Genomic DNA, 267 nt, shown 5'->3' with positions numbered 1-267 from the left:
CATATTCGTTTGCTGTATGTTCATTCATATAGCCTGCTGATAAGTTGATTGAGTTAATCCCATTTTCTGCAAAAACCATAGCGTCAGAAATACCGCCTTCTACACATTTCCAATCCATATCAGCCATTTTAGATACATCTTCCATGAAATATCCTACTGCATCACTACAAAACGCCATTCCACAACCTGCAACAATATCACGATTACTTCTACGGTCAACTACGATAGCTAAATCAACATCTTTATACCAATCTGGGTCGATTTTGC

The 267-nt window shown here is 37.8% G+C and carries 1 protein-coding gene; it reads right to left on the bottom strand.

The window, feature by feature from the left end:
- On the bottom strand, positions 1 to 267 hold a 267-nt coding region (locus V6260_RS18530; RefSeq protein ID WP_341595566.1), incomplete at both ends, for a hypothetical protein.

Source organism: Pseudoalteromonas aliena (genome assembly GCF_038155085.1).
Lineage (GTDB): Bacteria > Pseudomonadota > Gammaproteobacteria > Enterobacterales > Alteromonadaceae > Pseudoalteromonas > Pseudoalteromonas aliena_A.
The sequence above is the reverse complement of the archived record's forward strand: the minus strand, read 5'-3'. Positions and strand labels throughout refer to the sequence as shown.